This is a genomic window from Caballeronia sp. ATUFL_M2_KS44 (genome assembly GCF_023630965.1).
In the GTDB taxonomy this organism is placed as follows: domain Bacteria; phylum Pseudomonadota; class Gammaproteobacteria; order Burkholderiales; family Burkholderiaceae; genus Caballeronia; species Caballeronia concitans.
In genome coordinates this window covers 270,023-291,381 of sequence record NZ_JALQEA010000062.1, presented here as the reverse complement: position 1 = coordinate 291,381, position 21,359 = coordinate 270,023, and the positions used below count along the sequence as shown (strand labels likewise).

The 21,359-nt window shown below is 61.3% G+C and carries 22 protein-coding genes; 11 read left to right on the top strand and 11 right to left on the bottom strand.

The window, feature by feature from the left end:
• The 3 genes from NCR39_RS27720 to NCR39_RS27710 form a co-directional block, all read left to right on the top strand.
• Positions 1-384: membrane dipeptidase (locus NCR39_RS27720; protein ID WP_250452798.1), on the top strand; the 384-nt coding region annotated here is incomplete at its 5' end.
• A 2-nt stretch (positions 385-386) separates the two neighbouring features.
• Positions 387-911, top strand: a complete 525-nt coding sequence (locus tag NCR39_RS27715) for a DUF5943 domain-containing protein (RefSeq protein ID WP_250455897.1) — start codon at positions 387-389, stop codon at positions 909-911.
• A 62-nt stretch (positions 912-973) separates the two neighbouring features.
• A complete protein-coding gene (locus NCR39_RS27710; protein ID WP_250455895.1) occupies positions 974-1,546 on the top strand; it encodes a PAS and helix-turn-helix domain-containing protein in 573 nt (190 codons plus the stop codon).
• A gap of 35 nt (positions 1,547-1,581) precedes the next feature.
• Here NCR39_RS27710 and NCR39_RS27705 read toward each other — a convergent pair whose 3' ends face one another.
• The 3 genes from NCR39_RS27705 to NCR39_RS27695 form a co-directional block, all read right to left on the bottom strand.
• Positions 1,582-2,349, bottom strand: a complete 768-nt coding sequence (locus tag NCR39_RS27705; RefSeq protein WP_250455892.1) for an SDR family oxidoreductase — start codon at positions 2,347-2,349, stop codon at positions 1,582-1,584.
• A gap of 423 nt (positions 2,350-2,772) precedes the next feature.
• Positions 2,773-4,077, bottom strand: a complete 1,305-nt coding sequence (locus NCR39_RS27700; protein ID WP_250455891.1) for a glycosyl hydrolase — start codon at positions 4,075-4,077, stop codon at positions 2,773-2,775.
• 768 nt (positions 4,078-4,845) lie between these two features.
• Complete coding sequence (locus tag NCR39_RS27695) at positions 4,846-5,199, bottom strand: hypothetical protein (protein ID WP_250455889.1); 354 nt, start codon at positions 5,197-5,199, stop codon at positions 4,846-4,848.
• 282 nt (positions 5,200-5,481) lie between these two features.
• On the opposite strand from NCR39_RS27695, the gene katG reads away from it, so the two are divergent.
• Positions 5,482-7,761: a catalase/peroxidase HPI gene (katG, locus tag NCR39_RS27690; protein WP_250455887.1), complete on the top strand. Its 2,280-nt coding sequence runs from the start codon at positions 5,482-5,484 to the stop codon at positions 7,759-7,761.
• Between the two features lie 50 nt (positions 7,762-7,811).
• Here katG and NCR39_RS27685 read toward each other — a convergent pair whose 3' ends face one another.
• Complete coding sequence (locus NCR39_RS27685) at positions 7,812-11,084, bottom strand: PAS domain-containing protein (protein WP_250455885.1); 3,273 nt, start codon at positions 11,082-11,084, stop codon at positions 7,812-7,814.
• A gap of 762 nt (positions 11,085-11,846) precedes the next feature.
• On the opposite strand from NCR39_RS27685, the gene NCR39_RS27680 reads away from it, so the two are divergent.
• From NCR39_RS27680 to NCR39_RS27655, 6 genes are all read left to right on the top strand, one after another.
• Positions 11,847-13,010 (top strand): porin, encoded by a 1,164-nt coding sequence (locus NCR39_RS27680; RefSeq protein WP_502800288.1) that lies wholly within the window; start codon positions 11,847-11,849, stop codon positions 13,008-13,010.
• A gap of 102 nt (positions 13,011-13,112) precedes the next feature.
• Positions 13,113-13,433: a flagellar transcriptional regulator FlhD gene (flhD, locus tag NCR39_RS27675; RefSeq protein ID WP_250455883.1), complete on the top strand. Its 321-nt coding sequence runs from the start codon at positions 13,113-13,115 to the stop codon at positions 13,431-13,433.
• Between the two features lie 23 nt (positions 13,434-13,456).
• Positions 13,457-13,972, top strand: coding sequence for a flagellar transcriptional regulator FlhC (gene flhC / locus NCR39_RS27670; RefSeq protein WP_250455923.1), 516 nt, complete (start codon positions 13,457-13,459; stop codon positions 13,970-13,972).
• Positions 13,973-14,066: 94 nt separating this feature from the next.
• Entirely contained in the window at positions 14,067-14,339 is a 273-nt protein-coding gene (locus NCR39_RS27665) for a hypothetical protein (protein WP_250455881.1), read from the top strand.
• Between the two features lie 156 nt (positions 14,340-14,495).
• Complete coding sequence (locus tag NCR39_RS27660) at positions 14,496-14,951, top strand: hypothetical protein (RefSeq protein WP_250455880.1); 456 nt, start codon at positions 14,496-14,498, stop codon at positions 14,949-14,951.
• A gap of 77 nt (positions 14,952-15,028) precedes the next feature.
• Positions 15,029-15,508, top strand: coding sequence for a hypothetical protein (locus tag NCR39_RS27655; protein WP_250455878.1), 480 nt, complete (start codon positions 15,029-15,031; stop codon positions 15,506-15,508).
• Positions 15,509-15,665: 157 nt separating this feature from the next.
• On the opposite strand, the gene NCR39_RS27650 is transcribed toward NCR39_RS27655, so the two are convergent.
• The 3 genes from NCR39_RS27650 to NCR39_RS27640 are packed head-to-tail and all read right to left on the bottom strand — an operon-like array spanning position 15,666 to position 18,634.
• Positions 15,666-16,502 (bottom strand): tyrosine-protein phosphatase, encoded by an 837-nt coding sequence (locus tag NCR39_RS27650; protein ID WP_250455876.1) that lies wholly within the window; start codon positions 16,500-16,502, stop codon positions 15,666-15,668.
• Positions 16,503-16,553: 51 nt separating this feature from the next.
• Positions 16,554-17,906, bottom strand: coding sequence for an ATP-binding protein (locus NCR39_RS27645; RefSeq protein ID WP_502800290.1), 1,353 nt, complete (start codon positions 17,904-17,906; stop codon positions 16,554-16,556).
• On the bottom strand, positions 17,906-18,634 hold the full coding sequence (locus tag NCR39_RS27640) for a response regulator (RefSeq protein ID WP_250455874.1): 729 nt from the start codon (positions 18,632-18,634) through the stop codon (positions 17,906-17,908). The genes NCR39_RS27645 and NCR39_RS27640 overlap by 1 nt, the downstream gene beginning before the upstream one ends.
• A 155-nt stretch (positions 18,635-18,789) precedes the next feature.
• On the opposite strand from NCR39_RS27640, the gene NCR39_RS27635 reads away from it, so the two are divergent.
• A complete protein-coding gene (locus NCR39_RS27635; RefSeq protein ID WP_250455872.1) occupies positions 18,790-19,521 on the top strand; it encodes a response regulator in 732 nt (243 codons plus the stop codon).
• A 9-nt stretch (positions 19,522-19,530) separates the two neighbouring features.
• On the opposite strand, the gene NCR39_RS27630 is transcribed toward NCR39_RS27635, so the two are convergent.
• Genes NCR39_RS27630 through NCR39_RS27615 form a run of 4 tightly spaced genes read right to left on the bottom strand, consistent with a single transcriptional unit; the run spans position 19,531 to position 21,185 of the window.
• A complete protein-coding gene (locus NCR39_RS27630; RefSeq protein ID WP_250455870.1) occupies positions 19,531-20,199 on the bottom strand; it encodes a flagellar basal body L-ring protein FlgH in 669 nt (222 codons plus the stop codon).
• Between the two features lie 15 nt (positions 20,200-20,214).
• On the bottom strand, positions 20,215-20,829 hold the full coding sequence (locus NCR39_RS27625; protein ID WP_250455869.1) for a hypothetical protein: 615 nt from the start codon (positions 20,827-20,829) through the stop codon (positions 20,215-20,217).
• A gap of 1 nt (position 20,830) precedes the next feature.
• Entirely contained in the window at positions 20,831-21,013 is a 183-nt protein-coding gene (locus NCR39_RS27620) for a DUF6726 family protein (protein ID WP_250455867.1), read from the bottom strand.
• Between the two features lie 7 nt (positions 21,014-21,020).
• The gene (locus NCR39_RS27615; protein ID WP_250455865.1) at positions 21,021-21,185 is read right to left on the bottom strand and encodes a hypothetical protein; all 165 of its coding nucleotides are present in this window, start codon (positions 21,183-21,185) and stop codon (positions 21,021-21,023) included.
• Between the last annotated feature and the right edge of the window lie 174 nt (positions 21,186-21,359).

Genomic DNA, 21,359 nt, shown 5'->3' with positions numbered 1-21,359 from the left:
AGAGAGATTGTCGATGCGAACGGCTTCGTCGGCGTGACGATGTTCGCGCCGTTCCTGAAGAAAGGTCCGGACGCGACCGTCGATGACTACCTCGAAGCAATCGAATACGTGATCGACGTGGTCGGCGAAGACAAGGTCGGCATCGGCACGGATTTCACGCAAGGCTATAGCACCGAATTCTTCGACTGGATCACGCACGACAAGGGCCGTTATCGTCAATTGACGAACTTCGGCAAGGTCGTGAACCCTGAAGGCATTCGCACGATCGGCGAGTTTCCGAATCTCACTGCCGCGATGCAGCGCGCGGGCTGGAGTGAATCGCGCATCAAGAAAGTGATGGGCGAGAACTGGCTGCGCGTATTCGGCGAAGTGTGGAACGTCTGATCATGCAGCCTCAATTGCCTATCGAAATCGATCCGGACACCGGCGTCTGGACCACCGACGCGCTGCCGATGCTTTACGTGCCGCGTCATTTCTTCACGAACAATCATGTGGCCGTGGAAGAAGCGCTCGGCCGCGAGACGTATGCCGAGATTCTCTACAAGGCCGGCTACAAGTCCGCCTATCACTGGTGCGACAAGGAAGCGGAGAAGCACGGCATCGCAGGCATGGCCGTGTTTGAGCACTACCTGAAGCGTCTTTCGCAGCGTGGCTGGGGCGCGTTCACGATCGCCGAGGCAGACCCGGCGACATCGCATGCGCGCATTCATGTGCATCACTCGTCGTTCGTGCTCGCACAACCGGAGAAGCACGGGAAGCTCTGCTACATGTTCGCAGGATGGTTCGCCGGTGCGATGGACTGGGTCAACGACACCGCGCCCGATAGCGCCACGCGCGGCCCGCGCTCGACATCCATCGAAACGCAATGCGCGGGCGAAGGCCACGCGTGCTGCACGTTTCACGTCGCGTGACCGCACGCGCAACGGCTACACTTACATAGGAGCCTACGTACCTTCGAACGATTGACAACGACATGCCCGCCATGACCGACACGACGCCCCGTCTCGACTACGAAGACCTCTTCAGGCATTTGCCGGTCGCCGTGATCGTGGCGCGCGAGCGCATCATGGTGGACTGCAATACGCGGGCGCTCGAACTCTTCAGGGCAAAGCGCGGCGACATTCTGAATCAGTCGTTTTCGAAGCTGTATCCGCAGCAAAAGGACTTCGCGACGACCGGCCGCCGGCTCGCGCCGCTCATCGCGAAGCGCGCGGTATTCAGCGACGAGCGCATCATGCGTCGTGTCGATGGCAGTCACTTCTGGGTCACCGTGGGCGGCTTCGGCTATAACCCGAAGCGCCCGTTCGAACTCGCGGTATGGACCTTCACCGATCTCTCGAAGAACGGCAGGCAAGCCGATGTCGCGAGCACGCTGACCGAGCGCGAGCGCGACGTCGCCGCGTTTCTCGTGCACGGAATGACGAGCAAGGAGATCGGCAAGGAACTGAACATCAGCCCGCGCACCGTCGATATTCATCGCGCGAGCCTGCTGCGTAAATACGAAGTGCGGACGACGCCCGATCTCATCGCACGGCTGCTTGCCTGAGGCGCAGCGCCGCAGTCCTGATGCTGTCCACGATGTCAGAGCACGGCGAGCCAGCCGCCATCGACATAAATGATTTGTCCGTTCACATAGCTCGATGCCGGCGACGCGAGATACACCGCCGTGCCGACGAGTTCTTCAGGCTTGCCCCAGCGCTGCGACGGGTTGCTGTTCTTCACCCACTTGTCGAAGTCCGCGTTGTCGATGAGCGCCCGATTCATCTCCGTCAGAATGTAGCCGGGGCCGATGGCGTTTGCCTGGATATCGAACGGCGCCCACTCTGCGCTCATGGCGCGCGTGAGCATCTTGATGCCGCCCTTCGCGGCCGTGTAAGGCGCGACCGTTGCGCGCGCGCCTTCGCTCGTCAACGAACCGATGTTGATGATCTTGCCGCCGCGCTTGCGTTCGATCATGCGCCGCGCCGCTTCCTTCGCGACGATGAATGCGCTCGTGAGATTGGTATCGATCACGCGTTGCCAGTCGGCGAGCGCGAGTTCGATCATCGGCTTGCGGAACTGGATGCCCGCGTTGTTCACGACGATATCCACTTCGATGCCTTCCGCATCCCAGGCGGCGAACGCAGCGGCGACGGATGCTTCATCGGTGACGTCGAAGGCTTTGCCGCGTGCGTCGAAGCCTTGCGCCTGCAAGCGAATGACGGCGGCATCGACGGTTTCGGCCTGCGTGCCGTTGACGATGACGCGCGCGCCCGCCGTCGCCAATCCTTCCACGAGTGCGTAGCCGATGCCGCGCGCCGAACCCGTGACGAGCGCCGTGCGGCCGCTGAGATCGAACAGCTTGTTCATGCGTGTTTTCCTGTGGGATGCGTTTGAACAGCCAGAGAGCGCGCAGCCTCGTTCGAAAGGCTGCGCTGCTGTAATTGCCTGACGGGTATGTGATGTTATCAAGGCGTGTCGTTCGCGGTGCGAGCGAGCGCTTCGTGCAACAGCAGCAAGCATGCCTTGCGCTTGCTACTAGATCATACGTATGACGTTGAACGTGGCAGACAGGAATGCATGGAAATATCAGGGATCGCCCGCGTGCGAGTGGGTGAGGTTTGAGGCCTCGTCGCGAAGAAAAAGCCGACGCTCTCAAGATGACGAGATCGGCTTGCGGGTCTATGCGATGCGCTCTTGAATCATGCGCACGGCCGCGTGGAGAAGTGAATCAGCAGGACATCCGCGCTCGATGAGCGAACGGATGTCCCTCGAAGTAATCACCGTTCGCTATTACGCCGTGACCGGATTCGCCGCGATGAAGTTCTTGAACGTGGCGTATGCCGGAGTTTTCGTCACGCCGTCGCCCTGAATCAGGCCGTAGCTCGGGTCGATCACCGCGTACATCATGATGCACTCGATGTTGTACTTGTCCTTGACCGCGTAGTAGCTCGCGATCGTCTCCTGCACGTACGCCGACTGCGCCGTCGCAGAATCCGCCGAACCCGACCAGCCCCATTCCGTCAACCAGATCGGCACGTTGAACGAGTCCTTCAGCACTTGCAGCACGTTGATGCACGCGTTGTTCCGGCCCGCGCATTCGATCTTGCCCGAGCTGTGATACCAGTGATACGTCGTGTAGTCCCAGCGCAGCGATGCCGAATCCGTGACGCCCGTTGCCGTGCCGTTCGGCGAAATGCCGTTCCACAACATTTGCAGCGCACGATACGCCATCGGAATGCCGACGTTCACGCCGCATTTGATGGTCGGATCGACCGCCTTCACGCCCGCGATCATGCCGCGAATCACGCCACGGAACGCCGGCCATTGCGACGGACTCCAGTCGGACGACTGGCTGCCGTCGCCGCCGATCTGCAGGCCGACCGTGTCGAGTTCATTGCCGCATTCGATGTGCGTCACGAGGCCCACGAGCGGCTGCGTGCAGCGCACCGCGAGGTCATAGCCGAGTTGATACGCGGCGGCTTCCGTGCCGGTCGGGTTCCAGCCCGCCGAGCGCGGGTTCAGCACCGGCATGATGCCGACGCCGCTATTCGCGAAGCAACCGCGCAGCGCCATCGCGAGCGTCGTCGACATGCCCGCGTCGGCCGTGTCGCAGCGATACATCGTCACGCCGAGGTCCTTGAGGATGGCGAGTTGTTGCTCCGCCGTCATCGTGTAGTAAATGCCCGAGCCCCACGCCATGTGGCCGTTGATGCCATAGAACAGCGACGTGTTCGAAGGCTTGATCACGGTGCGCGGATCGGTCGTGCCGATGTTCTTCCACGGCGAACCATTCAGATACCAGACACCGCTTGAGTTCTGCGCGTAGATGATGCCGTTGAAGTACAGGATCTGCGCCAGTGCGACGCTGGACCCGGTCGACACACCCGCGCCGTTCTTCATGACACGACCGCCGACGAGCGTCCACACTGCGCCCGAGCTGTCGGTAATGGACGCTGCCGGCGGAATCGTCGTGCCGGAAGCGGAGACCGTGGTCGTCGCCTTGGACACGCTCTTCGCCACGCCGCCCGCTGCATCGCCCGCGGAATCCAGACCGCCGCCGCATGCGGAAAGGGCCGCACCGCCTGCTCCGGCCATCAGGAAAGAAAGGAACTTTCGGCGGGTTAAAGATGAATCGGTAAAAGATTCAGCTAAAGATGCTGCGAAGGGTTGTTTGGGCTTATTCATGGCAGGTAAAGAAGTCCGGTGAGTTCGATGGACTGAACTCTAACCGTTCCTTTTTTACCTGAACTCGTTACATTTTTTTAAGTAGGAAAATAGGTTGAAAATGATCGGAAGAATAAGCGGCGAGGAAGAACTACTTTTTTATGCGGGCCTATGTGAAACGTTTGCTGTGTGACAGTTCGCAACAGGTAAGCAATACTTGAGCGATGTATAGGGATTACCTAAAGTTTTGAAACACACGGTTTACATGCAATAAAAATTACCGATTCGTTGCCGTGTTGACGCGTCATGACAATCGGGTAATATTTGCCGGCGAAAGTAACCAACGATGTCTGATTGCAAGAGCGACAGCGGGATTTGGTGCCTGTGCGCACTCGATTCGGATTTCTAACTAATTGGGCAAAGCCCTATTGATGCGCTACACGCCGTTGGAGGCCCGCGAGATCAGGAGCCGCTATAGAGCCGCGCAGTTGGGCGGGCCGGCTGCGCACCCATTCGCCACAGTTGCGTGCGCCCGCGCCGCTCGCGCCCAAATACGCCGAACCGCCGTAGTCCGATCCGCGATAGGTGGAGGCGCGTAGGGGGCCGTGCTGGTGTCCGGCGTATGCGATGCACGGCTTATCGGCGCGTTCTTTTGTTGAGCGAAAGCCGCGCCGCTTGAAATAAGGATCGCCGGAAAGCCTATGAAGAGCGCGGCCCCACGCGCTGCGAAACGCGCCACGGGCCACCGCGACGCAATGAAATGATATTTCTTGGCGGCGCCGCGCAAACGCACTGGCACGACCAGTACGTTTGTTCACCGACGACATGCTTCGTCAACACGCATTCGTCGGCACAATCGTCGCTTTGGCAGCCGAAGACAGCGCCCTCCCCGCTATCGGATGCGAGCACGCACCATACATCGCATGAACCGTAGCGTGGCGACCGCAATGTCTCTTTCAGCGCCGATGGATATTCCGAGCGCTGCAGCGCGCGAACCACCGTCTCGCCGTCTTGAAAGGCTACGGTCAGGAGCTTGCCGACAATCTTGACCATGCGACAAGCCCTCCCGATGCAGAGTGATATTCCAACTTAGATGGCCCGCGCGGCCATCACCAATCATTTGCGCCAATCACTTATATAGAACGCGGCTATGAACCAGTCATAGAAGACTGCTATTGCATGGATTGCCCGAATCGACTTTTATCTCGATGCGGGCCGAACTATATTCACCGTACGTGGCGCAGAAGAATCGATCGGGCGACTTCGAATTCGTCATGTCTCTCATCGCTACGCGCCAACGATCGAAAACGTCGACGTGTTCCCAGGAGACAATTCATGGCTAGCGAAGGAAAGTGCCCGTTCAACCATACTGCAGGCGGTGGCACCACGAACCGCGACTGGTGGCCCAAGCAATTGCGGCTCGACTTACTCAGTCAGCACTCCGCTAAATCGGACCCGCTAGGTAAGGATTTCGATTACGCCGAAGCCTTCAACAGTCTCGATTACGCGGCGCTCAAGAAAGACATCGCCGCGCTGATGACGGAATCGCAGGACTGGTGGCCCGCCGACTTCGGCCACTATGGTCCGCTCTTTATCCGCATGGCATGGCATAGCGCGGGTACGTATCGCATCGGCGATGGACGCGGTGGCGCAGGACGCGGCCAGCAGCGTTTCGCTCCGCTCAACAGTTGGCCGGATAATGTCAGTCTCGACAAAGCCCGTCGTCTTCTATGGCCCATCAAGCAGAAATACGGGCAGAAGATTTCGTGGGCGGATTTGCTCGTACTCACTGGCAACGTCGCGCTGGAGACAATGGGTTTCAAGACTTTCGGCTTCGGCGGCGGACGCGCGGATACTTGGGAGCCGGATCTCGACGTCTATTGGGGCAATGAGAAAACCTGGCTCGGCGGCGATCTGCGTTATGGCAAGGGAGCTGCCGGCAAGGACGATGACGAAGGCGTGATCGTCGCGGATGAAGAGATTCACGGCACCGAAGCGAGTCGCACCGATGCCGGCCGCAATCTGGAAAATCCGCTGGGCGCCGTGCAGATGGGCCTTATCTACGTGAACCCCGAAGGCCCGGATGGCAATCCCGATCCGCTTGCTGCGGCGCACGACATCCGCGAGACATTCGCACGCATGGCGATGAGCGACGAAGAAACCGTGGCGCTGATCGCAGGCGGCCATACCTTCGGCAAGACGCACGGCGCGGGACCGGCCGACAACGTCGGCGCCGAACCGGAAAGCGCGGATCTGGAAAATCAGGGGCTTGGCTGGAAGAGTACGTTCGGCACCGGCAAGGGCGCCGATACGATCACGAGCGGTCTCGAAGTCACCTGGACGAGTACGCCGACGCAATGGGGCAACGGTTACTTCAAGAATCTCTTCGACAATGACTGGGAACTCACTAAGAGTCCGGCAGGCGCGAATCAATGGGTTGCGAAGAATGCGGGCGAAACCATTCCGGCCGCGCACGATCCTTCGAAGAAGCTGCGTCCCACGATGCTAACGACCGATCTTTCGCTGCGCCTCGATCCGACGTACGAGAAGATTTCGCGCCGCTTCATGGAGCATCCCGACGAACTCGCCGATGCCTTCGCGCGTGCATGGTTCAAGCTCACGCATCGCGACATGGGACCGCGCTCGCGTTATCTCGGCCCCGAAGTGCCGACCGAAGAACTGCTGTGGCAAGACCCGGTTCCGGATGTCGATCATCCGCTCGTCGATGACAACGACATTGCATCGCTCAAGAAGAAGATTGCCGAGTCGGGGCTGACGGTGGCGCAACTCGTCGAGACGGCATGGGCTTCCGCATCGACGTTCCGCGGTTCCGACAAACGCGGCGGCGCCAACGGTGCGCGCATTCGGCTAACGCCGCAAAAGGACTGGGCGGTGAATCGCCCTGACGAACTGCAAAAGGTACTCGCGTCGCTGGAAGCCATTCAGCGTGACTTCAACGGCGCGCAGTCGGGCGGCAAGAAGATATCGCTTGCGGACCTGATCGTGCTTGCGGGCAGCGCGGGCGTCGAGCAGGCGGCGCAAGCGGCCGGGCATCAGGTCAGCGTGCCGTTCATGCCGGGGCGCACGGATGCGTCGCAGGAGCAGACGGACGTGTTGTCGATGTCCGCGATGGAACCTGCCGCCGACGGCTTCCGCAACTATCTGAGGGGACGTTTCAGCATTCCGGCGGAGCATCTGCTGATCGACAAGGCGCAGCTCCTGACTTTGACCGCGCCGGAGATGACTGCGCTGATCGGCGGACTGCGCGTGCTGGATGTCGGCACGAAGCATGACGCGCATGCATCGTTCACGGCGCGGCCCGGCACGCTCAGCAATGACTTCTTCCGCAATCTGCTCGACATGAAGACGGAGTGGAAGGCACTGTCCGACGATGAGTTCGAAGGCCGCGATCGTCAGACGGGTGACTTCAAGTGGAAAGGCAGTCGCGTCGATCTCGTGTTCGGATCGAACGCCGTGTTGCGCGCATTGAGCGAGGTCTATGCGAGCGACGACGCCGAGGAGAAGTTCGTCCGCGACTTCGTTGCAGCGTGGGTCAAGGTGATGGACCTCGATCGCTTCGACGTGCGCAATCGAACGAATCGAGCGGCCGCATAGCGATGTTGCCGCGAGCCTTCATCTCGAGGGCTCGCGGTCGAGGACGTCGCTTATGAAGGCTCGAACACGCGTCGAAGCGCGGTCTCGAGCGAATCCGTATCGTACGGCTTGCGCAGCAACACGACGCCCTCGATAGGCGGCGCATCGTTCTGACCCGTCGCAAAGATGACGGACAGGTGCGGTTGTCGTTCGCGTGCAAGCCGTGCGAGTTCATCGCCGGGAACGTCCGGCAAGCCTATGTCCGTCACCAAGACGTCCACGTCATGCTTGTCGAGCAACGCGAGCGCGGAAGCGGAATCCGTCGCTTCATATACGACATGACCGAACGTTTCGAGCAATTCGACCGTCACGGCGCGAATGAGGTCATCGTCTTCCACATAGAGAATGTGCAGCTTCGGCGACGCTTTGTTTGCGCCGCTTTCGACATCGTGCATGCCGAAGGATGAATGCGGCACGGCCCGGTCGATTGGAATATCGCCAAGAGGATCGCCGCGCTTTGGCGAACGATTGCCCAGCACGCGGCGTATCTTCCGCGCGAGCGCTTCACGCGAATACGGCTTGCTCAACAGTTCGACGCCCGGATCCAGCCGGCCGCCGTGAACGATCGAGTTCTCCGTATAGCCCGATGTGTACAGCACCGCGATGCCCGGAATACGTTCTCTCGCCTTGCGCGCGAGTTCCGTGCTCTTCATGGGACCGGGCATCACGACATCCGTGAACAGCAGGTCGATATGCACGCCGCTTTCGACGATTGCGAGCGCACTGAGCGCATCGTTCGCGCGCAACACGCGATAGCCCAGATCGTTGAGCGTCTCGATGACGGTGGTGCGAACCTGCTCGTCGTCTTCCGCCACGAGCACGACTTCAGTCCCTCCTTCGGCGGGACTCACTTCGGCCATCACGGGCTGATATTCCGATTCGAGCGTGCGCGGCAAATAGAGCTTGACCGTGGTTCCATGGCCCTGCTCGCTATAGAGCTTGATATGTCCGCCGGATTGCTTGACGAAGCCATAGACCATCGATAACCCGAGCCCCGATCCCTTGCCTTCGGGCTTCGTCGAGAAGAACGGTTCATACGCCTTGTTCATCACATCCGGCGTCATGCCGCTGCCCGTGTCCGTCACCGCGATCATGACGTACTGGCCGGGCTCGACCTCCGGATGACTATAGGCGTAGGTATCGTCGAGAAAGGCGTTGCCGACTTCGATGGTCAGCTTGCCGTTGCCTTCCATCGCATCGCGCGCGTTGATCGCCAGATTGAGGATGGCGTTTTCGAGTTGCCCCGGATCGACGAACGTATTCCACAGTCCGCCGCTCGTGACGGTTTCGACTTCGATGGCGTCGCCGAGACTTCGACGCAACATGTCGTCCATTTCCGCGACGAGCCGCGCGAGGCGCACCGCCTTCGGTTCGAGCGCCTGCCTGCGTCCGAATGCAAGCAACTGACTCGCGAGCCTGCCGCCGCGATTCACGCCTGCAAGCGCCTGTTGCAGACGACGTTCCGCCTTCTCGTTGCCCTGCACGTCCTTCGTCAGCAGTTGCAGATTGCCGGATATCACCTGAAGCAGGTTATTGAAGTCGTGCGCGACGCCGCCCGTGAGCTTGCCGATGGTCTCCATTCTTTGCGACTGCTGCAGCGCGAGTTCCGTTTGCCGCAGCGCTTCGGCGGCTGCCACGTCTGCGCTGATATCGCGGCCCACGGCGTGAATGAAGCCGTTGTCGGGAACAGCGGTCCACGACAACGTGCAATATCCGCCTTCGCGCCGGCGAAAGCGGTTCACGAACTTCATGGTCCGGTTGCCGTCGGAGAGGCGCTGGATTTCATCGAGCGTGGGCGCGATGTCGTCGAGATGAATGAGGTTGATGAACGACTGCCCGATCAGTTCGACTGCGGTCCACCCGAGCAGATCGGTCCACGCGGGATTGACGGACACGATCGACGCCTTCATATCGGCGACCAGCATGAGGTCGGTAGAAAGCCGCCACATGCGCTCGCGGTCCGCGGCGCTCTCGGCGACCTTCTGCTCGAGGTCCTGATTCACGCGTTCGAGAAAGTGCGCCGCCGTCTTCTGATCGTGAATGTCCATGTTCACGCCGATCCAGCGCGTGATGTCGCCGTCAGCGTTGCGAACCGGAAGCGCGCGGCACAGATGCCACCGGTACACGCCGTTGACGCTGCGCAGCCTGACTTCCCTCTCGAACGCCTCTTCCGCGCGGACCGCTTTGTTCCACAAGTCCTGCGCGCCGGGAATGTCTTCCGGGTGCGTCACCATCGACCAGCCTTCGTCGCGCAGACTGCCTTCGTGCATGCCGGTGTACTGGTAGCTTCGCTCGTTGATCCAGTCGACACGTCCCGATGCATCCGCCGACCACACCTGACACGGCAACGCCTGAGCGAACGTACGGAAGCGCTCTTCGCTTTCGCGCACCGCTCGCTGGGCTTCGATGTGCGCGGTCACGTCGTTGCCTTGCACGAACACGCCGACGATCTCGCCGGCCGCATCCCTCACGGGCTGATAACTGAAGTCGAGATAGCGCGTCTCCGTTCCGATGCCGGCTTGCCGGTCGAGCGTGATCGGCTCTGCAAGACGCGTCGTGGACAAGCCTTCGGCGAACGCGGCATCGAGCAATTCGAAGAAGCCTTGGCCCGCGACTTCGGGCAATGCGTCCTTGACCGCGCGGCCGATCAGGTCTCGCTTGCCGACGAGTTCCATATACGCGGGGTTCGCGAGTTCGAACTCATGCTGCGGCCCGCCGACAATGGCGATGAAACCCGGCGCCTGTTCGAACATGCGACGCAAACGCTCGCGGTCGTTCTGCAACGCGCGCTTGGCGCGAACCTTCGCGGTGGTCTCCACGACGACGGCCATCACCGCGACCGGCTTACCCGCTTCGTCGAAGATGGGCGAATAGTCGAGATTCATCCACACCTGTTCGGGCGCGCCACTGCGATGCAGCGTGAGTTCCTGATCTTCGTAGCGCAGCGTTCCACCGCGCAGGCCGACTTTCATGACGTTGTCGTTGAAGTCGGCGACTTCGGGCCATCCTTCACGCACGTTCGACCCGAGCAGCACCGGATGCCGTCCTGCTGCGAAGCCCGAGTAGGCATCGTTGTACAGCATGACCCCTTCCTCGCCCCACAGCGTGACGATGGGAACCGGCGACGACATGATGACCGACAGCGTGTTCTTGAGAATGGCGGGCCAGGCGGAGATGGGGCCGAGCGGCGTTTTCGACCAGTCACGAGACGCGATGATGTCGGAACATTTTCCACCTCCGGTCAGGAATGGCGGCATCGCATCGGTAGTTTTGGAAGAAGTCATCGAGGGGCGGCGTGGGGCGCTTTTATTGCAGGCGGAATGGGCGAACGATTGTACCTTTGCACCGGAATCGCGGTGCGAGCGCGTGACGCTGGCCGCAGCGGGAACACAATCTCTATTGAATCGGATACCTAACTAATTGCGGCCTGCCGATCCGCGATGCGCGCATAAAAAAAACCCCGCCGTTGTTCACGACGGGGCTCTTGTCAAGCAAATACCGCTTACTTGCAGTGACGTTCCCAATGATGATGAACGTGCACCTTGTGGCACACCACGTGGTGATGCGGAGCTGCAAAAGCGGACGCAGCAGCGAAGAACGCGGTGCCTGCAACGAGAGCGGCAAGAACGGCCTTTTTCATGAGTTCGAGATGTGTGAGATGAAAGGAGCCGTCATCCTAGCAGCGCGAGTTTACGGACTCTTTGCAAGCACCCGTTTTCGCTGTAAGGCGCGGCTCCATGTCGCGCGCAGACCACAAAGCTCTTTCCCATTGGCTCAAGAAATTACCGCGTGTAATGGGCGGCACCGCTTTGCGTTCGCGCGCACAGCAAGGCGCAGCCTGCAATTACTTCCTTTATCACGCTGACCAGCAATATTTACGGAATATTCCGTAACCCAAGGGACCGCGCCAAGCCGATATGCGCGCAATTCGCCGTGCTTTAATCCGCGCTCCGATGCGTCGACAGATCGATCGGAAAGCGGCCCGCGCGACGCATCCACGTGAGCGACGCACAGGCCGACGCACAAGTCATCCTGGAGAACTACAAGTGAAAAAATCATTCATCGCCTCTCATGCGGTCAAGACGCTCACCGCGCTGACCGCACTCGCCACGGTCGCAGGTGCAGCGCACGCGCAAAGCAGCGTGACGCTTTACGGCCTCATCGACGCGGGCCTCACCTACACGAACAATCAAGGCGGCTCGCACAACGTTCAAGCGACGAGCGGCGCGGTCAACGGCAGCCGCTGGGGCCTGCGCGGCGCGGAAGATCTGGGCGGCGGACTCAAGGCGATCTTTACCCTCGAGAACGGCTTCAACATCACGAACGGCAAGCTCGGCCAGAACGGCCGCGAATTCGGCCGCCAGGCGTTCGTCGGCTTGTCGAGCGATCAGGCGGGCGCGCTGACGCTCGGCCGTCAGTACGATTCCGTCGTCGACTATCTCGGCCCGCTCGCACTCACCGGCACGCAATACGGCGGCACGCAAGCGGCGCATCCGTTCGATAACGACAACCTCGACAACTCATTCCGCATCAGCAACTCGGTCAAGTACCAAAGCCTGAATTACGCCGGCTTCAAGTTCGGCGGCCTGTACGGCTTCTCGAACGATGCAGGCGGCTTCGCGACCAATCGCGCATACAGCGTCGGCGCGTCGTACAACTATGGCCCGTTGAACGTCGCGGCGAGCTACATGCAATTGAACAATGCCGGCGCGACGTTGAACGCAAGCGGCGCCGTCAGCGACGACGCCACCTTCAGCGCGGAACGCCAGCGCACCTTCGGCGCGGGCATCAGCTACGCGTTCGGCGCGGCGCAAGCGGGCTTCGTGTTCACGCAGACGCGTCTGGATGGCGCGACGGGCATTGGCGCATCGGCATCGGGCACGACGAACGGCATTGCACTCGATGGCGGCAGCGCGCGCTTCACGAACTACGAAGTCAACGGCCGCTATAACCTCACGCCCGCGTGGTCGTTGTCAGGTGCGTACACGTTCACCGACGGCCACCTCGAAGGCGTGGATCCGAAGTGGAACCAGGTCAGCCTGCAGACCGCCTATGCGCTCTCGAAGCGCACCGACGTCTATCTGCAAGGCGTGTATCAGCACGTGAGCGATGTCGGCGATTCCGGCATCACGGCGGCGATCAACGGCTTGTCGGCATCGTCGTCGAACAGCCAGGTCTCGGCGACGGTCGGTCTGCGTCATCGCTTCTGATCGCGAATGCGTCAGGCATGACGCGATGACTTCGTGAGCAACGGCGGGACATCGCGCGAGAGGCGATGCGCCCGCCGTCTTATCATCGACAACAGGTCAACGATGACGAACGTACCGGAAAGCCTCGCGCAAATCCGCGAGCTGAACCTCGCCTATCTGTTGCTCGCGCGACGCCTGCTCGAAGAAGACCGCATCATGGCGATGTATCGACTCGGCCTTTCGGAAGCCTCGGCACGGCTGCTCTCGACGATGACGCCCTCGCAAACGCGACGCCTCGCCGAATCCACCGAAGTGGTCTGGCAATTGCGGCTCGATAATGTGGCCGTGCTTGCGGCATTGGCGGAAGGCGAGCACGGCAAGCCGCTTTCGCAACTGCATGCTTCTATCGTTCTCGCGGAGGAAGCGTGCAAGCGCAAGCTCTGAACGTCGTCGCGGTGCGTGCGCCTTTGGCGGGCAAGAGCATCGTCGCGGAAGTGCGTGAAATACGCCTCGCCGAAGAACTCATTCGCCTCGGCGCGCGTTTGCAATTGCTCGAAGCCGAAACGAAACTCTCGCGCGATCGCCTTATCAAGCTCTATAAAGAAGTAAGAGGCGTATCGCCGCCAAAGGGCATGCTGCCCTTCTCCCCTGATTGGTTCATGACGTGGCGTCCGAACGTCCACTCTTCGCTCTTTCATTCGATCTACCGCAACGTGCAGCCGCTCATCGACGAAGCCGACGAACGCCCCACGCTTCGCGCGCTCATCGAAAGCTATCGGCTCTATCTGCAAACGGTGCAGGCGCATGGCGAAGAAGCGGTGCTCTCTTTCACGCGCGCATGGACGTTGCCGCGCTTCTTCGATGCCGGCGTGCTCCATCTCAACGCATGCACGCGATGCGGTGGCCGCTTCATCGGCCACCTGTGCGATGACTTCACATGCGGCTTGTGCCAGCCGCCATCGCGAGCAGGAAAATCCGCGTGAACGTGTAAGACTTCGGAAGGATCGACACGCTCAAGCGCTTCCATCGTGCGCCGTTATGCCGGACTGGCAGAACCGTCATTCGAAGAGGCACACGATGCAGATCAGCAGTTCGACTTCATCCCCGTACGCGGGCCTGACAGACACGCCCGCGCGACGCGACCCGGCTCCGGATGCGGCACAGCAGGATGCACAAGCCGATGCGTCATCCAGCGACGACGCGGCTTCATCGGCTAAACAGTTCGCATGCGGCGCGCTCGGCCTCGACAGTCCCGATGCGCCAAGCAGCGAGACCAACGGCTTCTATACCGCGGGTAAATGGGTCGCGGCGGCGGTGACCGTCGGCAAGATCGTTTCCTTGTTCGTGTGATGCGTGGAAAGAAGCGATAACAACTGGAAAGGACTTCGCGACTTCAAAGCATGCTCGTCGCATTGATGAACGACGTGTGGAGTGAACATATCGATGCGCGCCGCGTGATGCCGATGCATTGCACGCGGACGCTTCTCAACGATAACGATCCAGCTCATGCACGCTCATATTCATCGAAACTCTCTTCATCACTCATTGCGCGCCGCGCTCGCAGGCGTTGCGCTGATGCTGCCCATGCTGCACGCATCGGCGGAAGATTTGCCGGACGTCTGCTCCGCATTGAAGACCATCGTCGCCACGGATTCATTCGCCACGCTCGGGAGGAGCCCTGCATTGATGCCGGCCGGATCGCCGGGTCAGGGTATGTGCCGTGGCAGCCGCCATGTCTACGATTGCCGCTGGAAAGTGCACTGGGGCGCGGATGGCGTGGTCGCCGATCCTTTGCAAGAGCTTGGCGCGGATATCGCGGCATGCTTCCCCGATGTGCGTCACGACGTCAACACGGCGATGCGTCAGCACTTCATCGTGCGCGACGAAGCGGGCAAGCAACGGGTCAGCATGACCGCGACTATCGACGGTCCGTCCGAACTGCGCCTGCGCGTAGTACGTTAAGCAAGCAAACGATTCAGCGAACCGGCATGCTCAAGCACGCTCTACGATGCCTCGCATACATGACATGCGCGAGCGCGATGTCAGGCTGCACATGGACATTGCTCACCGCCGCCGATACGGCCGGCTCTCTGATGCAGGCGAGCATGTCGGTCGCATCGAAATACTCGTCGCCCGACTTTGTGACGGGTGCGCCGGCGTCGCTGAAGTCGGTATGCATCGAATTGAATCAGACCGTCTCGGCGGGCGATTTCGTTCCGGTGTTGCAGATGGCCTTGCAGCGTCGCGGTGTGGATTCGATGGTCTATAACCCCAGCACGTCCCCGCCCGGCTGCGAAGCGATGCTCGTCTATTCCACGACCACGAGTTGGGCCAACCCCAGTTTCAGCGATGACCCGGAAGCCTATCTTTCTGCCATCGATCTCACGCTGCTGCGCCAGGGCCGCGTGCTCGTGACGGCGCGCTATCAGGCGCACGCCTATACGCTCGATCGCTTTTCGAGCGCGCGGCAGAAGGTGGATGCGCTCGTCGACAAAATGGTCGTGGCGCGCGGGACATAGTTCGTCCGCGTCGATTCCTTCCTTTGCCTTACCGAACGCGCGATTCGCCCACACGCGATGCTATTCTGCCTTCGCCTCTGGATACGTCCTCGTTTCCGGCTCGTCTTGCGGGCGCAGGCGAGCCGGCTTTTTTTGCCTGACGAGCAAAGAAAAATGCCTACTGCACGAGCTTTGCGTTGAGCATTGCAATATCGCTTTGTTCGAGCGACAACCCGCGCGTCAGATAGTCATTCAACGTACCGAACCGCTTTTGCATTTCATCGAAGGCCGCTTCGATGGTCGCGCTTTCCGCTTGATGAAGCGGCGCAACGGCTTGTTGCGCCACGCCCAGACGCGCGGCATGCGCCGACACGCGCGCTGCGATCTGCGCCTGCGCCACGATGTTCGTCACGAGATAGTCCTGAATGATCACGTCGAGCGGCACATCCGCGATGGCGAGAACAAGCGCGGACGCCCATCCCGTTCTGTCCTTGCCCAGCGCGCCGTGCACCACTTGCGGCCCTGGCGTACGCGCGAGTCGCGACAGCAACGCACCGAACTGCGCACGCGCGGACGGATGCTCGATCATTTGCCGCTGACGCTCGATCATCCATGCGCGTGCGGTGTTTGCATCGGCGACATTCGCAGCCGATACGTCGATGGGCGCGATCTCATGCGTCTCGCGCAATGCGCCCATCAACATGCGATCCGGCGCAATGACGGTCTCATCGGGCGTACGCAGATCATGAATTGCACGAAGCGATAAGCGTTGAATCGCGATCAGGTCCGCATCGTCCGCACTCAACGCGCCCGAACGATAGAAGACGCCGCGCCGCAGACGACGGCCATCGGCGGTTGGATAGCCGTCGCCCGTGCCGGCCATGTCGCGAAAGTTTTCGACGGACGTGAGGCGCGGCGCTTCAGGCACGATGCTGCTCGCGCTTCCGCCGCCGCACGCTGAAAGCAGGCCCGCGCCGACGCCCGCGAACAGCACGGCGCCCGCGCCGCTGCGCAAGAAACCGCGACGCGAAGACGATATCGCTGATGAAGTAAGGATCATGTTCTTTTAATTGTCTTGGGATCGCAGCGCCCGCGCGCGCGAACGGCCATGTCGCTCATGCACGACGATGCGCACGATCAAGCCGCCGCCCACCGCATTGCCGATCTCGCATCGCCCATCCAGTTCGCGTGCGAGGCGTGCGACGATTGCGAGCCCCAGGCCGCAATGACCATCGCCGTTACGGGCGGGATCGAGCCGCACGAACGGCCGCATCGCGTCTTCAATACTCTCTTCGGGAATGCCGGGACCATGGTCGGTCACTTCGATGATCCATGCATCGTCGAGGCGCGCGGTGCGAATCTCCACAGGCGGCTCGCCATGTTCGAGCGCGTTGTCGACGAGGTTCGTCATCAGCCGGTCGATCACCGTGCGCGGCAAGCGGAACGCGTCGCCTGCTTCGAGCGACAGCACGAAGAGCGCATCGCCCGCGTCATCGGGTGCGGGAAACTGCTCGGCGATAAACGCATCGACACTGGTCACCGAACTGTCCGCCTGCGCACGGCCCGCGAATTCGAGGAACTGCTGCACGATACGCGTCAACGAGTCGATATCGCGCAGCGTGTCGTTGCGTCCGTTCGATGCATCGCCCTGTTGCACGCTTGCGCGTAATCGCAGACGCGTAAGCGGCGCTTTGAGATCGTGCGCGACGCCCGCGAGCATCACGGTCTTGTCGTCCTCGGCGTCCGAGATGCGCCGCATCATCTGATTGAACGAGCCGATCAGTTCGCGCAATTCACGCGGGCCATGTTCGTCGACGGGCGCGGGACGGTCGCCCACGCCGAAGCGCCGTGCAGCATGTGCGACGCGAGCAAGCGGCCGTTGCAGTTGCCACGTTGCAATGAGCGACAACAACACCGCGCCCAGCAACATGACGATGGACTCCGGCACGAACGGCGCGGGATGCGGCACGTCAATGGGCGTGACGATCCAGAAGCTGCTCGACGGATAGCGAACCCACAGGCGCGACATGTCGTTCGCATCCGTGTCCACGGCGATCTGCGTGCCCGCTGGCAGCCCGTCTTCGAGCTGGCGCGCGAGATGCGCGTGCCGTGTCGCATTGGGCGAGCGCAGCTCGACGGGCTTCGGCATGTTCCACACCGGCACGGTATGCACGTGCATTGCGTGTGCGAGACGGCCATCGAGCGCGACGTCCGCGTGCGCCGCCTCGAGTACGAGCAGCAGGCCGCGCGCATAGCCATCGGCTTCGTTGCGCCTGCCCTGACTCATCAGGATGCCGAACCATCCGCCCTGAACGATCAGCAGCACGATGACCGAAATCAGCGCCGTGCGTCCGAAGAGCGTGTTGAATACGCCCGACGTGCGAAACCGCAGCCACGGAAACACCGCTCGCATAGGCATCACGCGACGCGCGTATCGAACGCGGCGCCGTCCATGTCGGGCACGAACACGTAGCCCTGCCCGCGCACGGTCTGCACATGACGCGGATTCGAAGGATCGTCCTCGATGATGCGGCGCAGACGCCAGATCGGCACGTCGAGTCCGCGATCGCGGTAAGAGAGATCGTCGCCGCGCAGCAGGTCGTGAATGAGCACGCGCGAAAGCACCTTGTACGGATGCTTCATGAAGATCTTGAGCAGCGCGAATTCGCTATCGCGCAACGCGATGCGCTCGTCGCCATCGACCAGCGAACGCGTGACGAAGTCCAGCTCGAAGCGGCCCACGCGTTCACGCGCGCAAGGCTCGGGACGACTCGGCACATTCGCGCGGCGCCGCAGCACGGTTTCGATGCGTGCAAGCAACTCGCGCGGATCGAAGGGCTTGGCGAGATAATCGTCCGCGCCCAATTCGAGTCCCGCGATCTTGTCGTTCACGCTGGCGCGCGCAGTGAGAAAGATCACGGGAATGTCGTCGCCCCTTGCGCGCAGATCGCGCAGCGCGCGCAGGCCGTCCGTGTTCGGCATCATGATGTCGAGCACGACGATAGACGGCCGCTCCAGTTCCAGCCGATGCGCAAGCCCGCTGCCGTCGTGCAGCACCGACACCTGCACGCCGCGCTCATGCAGAAACTGGCGCAGCAGATCGCGCACCACGGGATCGTCGTCGACAATGAGAACCGAGATAGTCATCCCGAAATTGTAATGGCGAGCCTGCAAAACAGGCATGTTTTGCATGATTTCCCGGCGTTACGGTTTCTTACGAGACCGCACGGCGCATCACCGGGAAAGATTTGGAAAGCATTACGTATCGCGATTCGTGCGATGCCGCGCATAGAATTTCGCGCATGACTCAACATGTATTGATGGTCGATGACGACCACGTGGTCCGCGACCACGTCCGCGAATATCTTCAGTCCCACGGTTTCGCCGTGTCGGTGCTGCACGACGGCGCCGCGTTGAAGCGCAGCATCGAGGCCGAGCGTCCGTCGATCGTCGTGCTCGACGTGATGATGCCCGGCAAGGACGGCATCAGCGCGCTGCGCGAACTTCGCGATTCCGGCGAGGACGTGCCCGTGATTTTGCTGACCGCTCGTGCGGATGTGATCGACCGCGTGATCGGCCTCGAACTCGGCGCGGACGATTACATGTCCAAGCCCTTCGATCCGCGCGAGTTGCTCGCACGCATCCGATCGGTGCTGCGACGCCGTCATGTCGATGCGCCCGGTGCGCCTGAAATGCGGCCGGCGTATCGATTCGGCCCGTTCGAGGTCGACTTCACGACGCGCGAATTGCGCCGCGAAGGCGTTCGCATGCCGTTGCGATCGGCGGAATTCGCGTTGCTCAAAATACTCATCAGACATGAAATGGTCGTGCTGACGCGCGCGCAACTGAACGAACGCATGCGCGGCAGCGGCGTGCATCGCGATCGCAGTCTCGATGTCGCCATCTGGCGGCTGCGTCGCCTGATCGAAACCGATCCTTCAGAGCCGCGCTATGTGCAGACGGTTTGGGGACAAGGCTATATCTTCGTGCCGCACGGCGATCCCGGCGCGGCCGATCATGCCTCGCCGCTTTGATCATGCCGCTCAGAACGTGAGCACGCTCATGAAGAGCCGCTGAAGCCAGCCCATCGTGGTCGAATCCGCGAGCATGCCCACGCCTGCCTGTTCGATACGCGCGTTCGCCACCTTGTTCGATGCAACGTAGTTACCTGCTTCGACGTCCTTAGGATTCACGATACCCGAAAAGCGAAGCCGGTCCTGATTGCCGCCCATCGCGACGATCTTGTCGCCTGCGACCACCAGATTGCCGCCGGGCAGCGTGCCGATAACCGATACCGCGAGCGTGCCCGACATCGCGCTGACGTTGGACGTGCTGCCCGATCCGTCGAAGCTCGTCGATGCCGATCCCACGTTGAAGAGCCGCGCGAGCCGCGCCGCTGCACCCGTGCTCTTGTCCGCGGCCTCCGCGCTGATCTTGCTGTCGCGGCTCGCTTTGGCATCGGCGGAATGACTGCCTTGATACGACTCGGAGAGACGAATAGTGAGTACGTCCCCCACTTTTTGCGCGCGCGGCGTCTCATACAGCGAATTCGCGCTGCCGGATTGAAAGATCGCACCTTGCGTGTTGACGTTGACCGGCTGGGCAACGTTCGGCGCGAACGTCGGCATCTCGACGATCGAACGCGATGGAGACGAGGACGACGAGCACGCGCAAAGCGCGAGCGTCGCGCAGGCAGTGAGCGCAAGCTTCATGATGTGATGTTCCCGTCAGGGCGTATCGGCGGCGGCACGCCATTGTTCGGTGAGTCGTGCGAGCCATGCTTCGTGATCTTTCAGCCGATAGATCACGCGCGCCGACGCTGCGCCTTCGTTCGCTTCGAGCGTGATGCTGCTCGCCGCGTTTTCCCAGACGCGCCGTGTATAACCGTGCTCGCGTTTGAGCCGGCTTGCGCCGTACTTCGATGCGAGCGCATCGGCGAAGTCGCTGGCAAGACGCGCATCGAAGACGAAGGACATGCGATACAGACGCGGCTCGCTTTCACCCGGCATCGCGGCGAAGCGCAATACGTGGTCGTAAGACGGCGCGCAATCCACTACCGCCTGCGATGGACGCCACCCTTCCTCTGTCCGATGCGCCCACTTGCACGCAATGGACACACTATCCGCGCCGCTCAGTTCCATGCCGAGTGAGTTTGCTTCGGGATCGGTCGTGCAAACGGCGACACTGCCCGCTGGAAGCGCACGCGCGTGCTCGTGCGAGCGAAAATCATCGAGCGTGACGCCGAGTGGCAGGCCACGAAAGGCATAAGGTTTATCCGCGTGTGCCGGCAACGGCACTAACATCATTGCGATGACGGCCACGCGACGTAGAGCGATCTTCATGTCAGTCGATCGCAGCGGCGCAGGCATCGAAAGGCGTGGCCGCGGCATGACCGACGACCGGCACGATCTTCAATGTCGCGGAAGTCAGACGGCAAGGCAGTGCGGCGACCGCGCAGCCTTCGAGCAGGAACGGACATGCTGCGGCGATCGCCAGCAGCAGCGCGGAAAGGAAGCGCGTCTGCATGAATCGATCAGGCCGTCGTGTCGATGCTGTTGCCGAGATGCGGCGGGTTCGAAGGCGTCGTTTGCGACTTGGCCGGGCTCTCGCCAGTCGTGGTTTCGTTGTTGCGTTTGATCGGCAGCGTCGATGCGCTCGGTTGCGCCTTGTGCGTGGCGAGAGGACTGGTAACGTTCATGTCGTGCGCTCCTTGAGTAAACCAATCCATTCGGATTGGGACCATCGCATTGTGGTCCTGAGCACACTCGCGCGATCGTGCAATGAGATCGCGCTTTTCGCCGCTGCTTACCAACGCTTACCAGGTCTTTCTTTTAATGTCGATGTCGTGACCGTCTGCGGAAGTTTTAGAGTG

Bases quoted from the DNA above. Each gene is read 5' to 3' on its own strand.
- NCR39_RS27715 (WP_250455897.1), top strand. From the start codon at position 387: ATGCAGCCTCAATTGCCTATCGAAATCGATCCGGACACCGGCGTCTGG.
- NCR39_RS27710 (WP_250455895.1), top strand. From the start codon at position 974: ATGCCCGCCATGACCGACACGACGCCCCGTCTCGACTACGAAGACCTC.
- NCR39_RS27705 (WP_250455892.1), bottom strand. From the start codon at position 2,349: ATGAACAAGCTGTTCGATCTCAGCGGCCGCACGGCGCTCGTCACGGGT.
- NCR39_RS27700 (WP_250455891.1), bottom strand. From the start codon at position 4,077: ATGGCCGGAGCAGGCGGTGCGGCCCTTTCCGCATGCGGCGGCGGTCTG.
- NCR39_RS27695 (WP_250455889.1), bottom strand. From the start codon at position 5,199: ATGGTCAAGATTGTCGGCAAGCTCCTGACCGTAGCCTTTCAAGACGGC.
- katG (WP_250455887.1), top strand. From the start codon at position 5,482: ATGGCTAGCGAAGGAAAGTGCCCGTTCAACCATACTGCAGGCGGTGGC.
- NCR39_RS27685 (WP_250455885.1), bottom strand. From the start codon at position 11,084: ATGACTTCTTCCAAAACTACCGATGCGATGCCGCCATTCCTGACCGGA.
- flhD (WP_250455883.1), top strand. From the start codon at position 13,113: ATGACGAACGTACCGGAAAGCCTCGCGCAAATCCGCGAGCTGAACCTC.
- NCR39_RS27665 (WP_250455881.1), top strand. From the start codon at position 14,067: ATGCAGATCAGCAGTTCGACTTCATCCCCGTACGCGGGCCTGACAGAC.
- NCR39_RS27660 (WP_250455880.1), top strand. From the start codon at position 14,496: ATGCACGCTCATATTCATCGAAACTCTCTTCATCACTCATTGCGCGCC.
- NCR39_RS27655 (WP_250455878.1), top strand. From the start codon at position 15,029: ATGTCAGGCTGCACATGGACATTGCTCACCGCCGCCGATACGGCCGGC.
- NCR39_RS27645 (WP_502800290.1), bottom strand. From the start codon at position 17,906: ATGCCTATGCGAGCGGTGTTTCCGTGGCTGCGGTTTCGCACGTCGGGC.
- NCR39_RS27640 (WP_250455874.1), bottom strand. From the start codon at position 18,634: ATGACTATCTCGGTTCTCATTGTCGACGACGATCCCGTGGTGCGCGAT.
- NCR39_RS27635 (WP_250455872.1), top strand. From the start codon at position 18,790: ATGACTCAACATGTATTGATGGTCGATGACGACCACGTGGTCCGCGAC.
- NCR39_RS27630 (WP_250455870.1), bottom strand. From the start codon at position 20,199: ATGAAGCTTGCGCTCACTGCCTGCGCGACGCTCGCGCTTTGCGCGTGC.
- NCR39_RS27625 (WP_250455869.1), bottom strand. From the start codon at position 20,829: ATGAAGATCGCTCTACGTCGCGTGGCCGTCATCGCAATGATGTTAGTG.
- NCR39_RS27620 (WP_250455867.1), bottom strand. From the start codon at position 21,013: ATGCAGACGCGCTTCCTTTCCGCGCTGCTGCTGGCGATCGCCGCAGCA.
- NCR39_RS27615 (WP_250455865.1), bottom strand. From the start codon at position 21,185: ATGAACGTTACCAGTCCTCTCGCCACGCACAAGGCGCAACCGAGCGCA.